The sequence below is a fragment of the Halomonas sp. SIMBA_159 genome, assembly GCF_046536035.1.
Lineage (GTDB): Bacteria > Pseudomonadota > Gammaproteobacteria > Pseudomonadales > Halomonadaceae > Vreelandella > Vreelandella venusta_A.
Genome location: NZ_JAWJBT010000668.1, coordinates 1 through 268, shown reverse-complemented (window position 1 = coordinate 268; position 268 = coordinate 1). Strand labels below are relative to the sequence as shown.

At 34.7% G+C, this 268-nt stretch carries 1 protein-coding gene; it reads left to right on the top strand.

The window, feature by feature from the left end; translation table 11 throughout:
• Positions 1–50 precede the first annotated feature (50 nt).
• On the top strand, positions 51–206 hold the full coding sequence (locus R0J87_RS20895; RefSeq protein WP_410612049.1) for a hypothetical protein: 156 nt from the start codon (positions 51–53) through the stop codon (positions 204–206).
• Positions 207–268 lie beyond the last annotated feature (62 nt).

The window sequence follows — 268 nt, the reverse complement described above, 5'->3', positions numbered from 1 at the left end:
TATTACAGAAGGAATGTATTAAAAAAAGATAATTAAAGGAGAAATGAAAAATGATATCACAACATACTACGGAAATTGGTTATGGAGCAATAGCGGCGGTGTTAATTGCGGTCGCTTTGGGAGCATTAAAAGCTTTCTTCCCAGAATTTTTTGATGATGTATTAGGCATGGCGAAGGATATGTTTTTAGGTGTTTTTAAGAAGTAATACTGTTTAGGGCAAGTCTTTCGGGGCTTGCTCTTAATTTTTTAAAAAAGGAGGGTGAAACT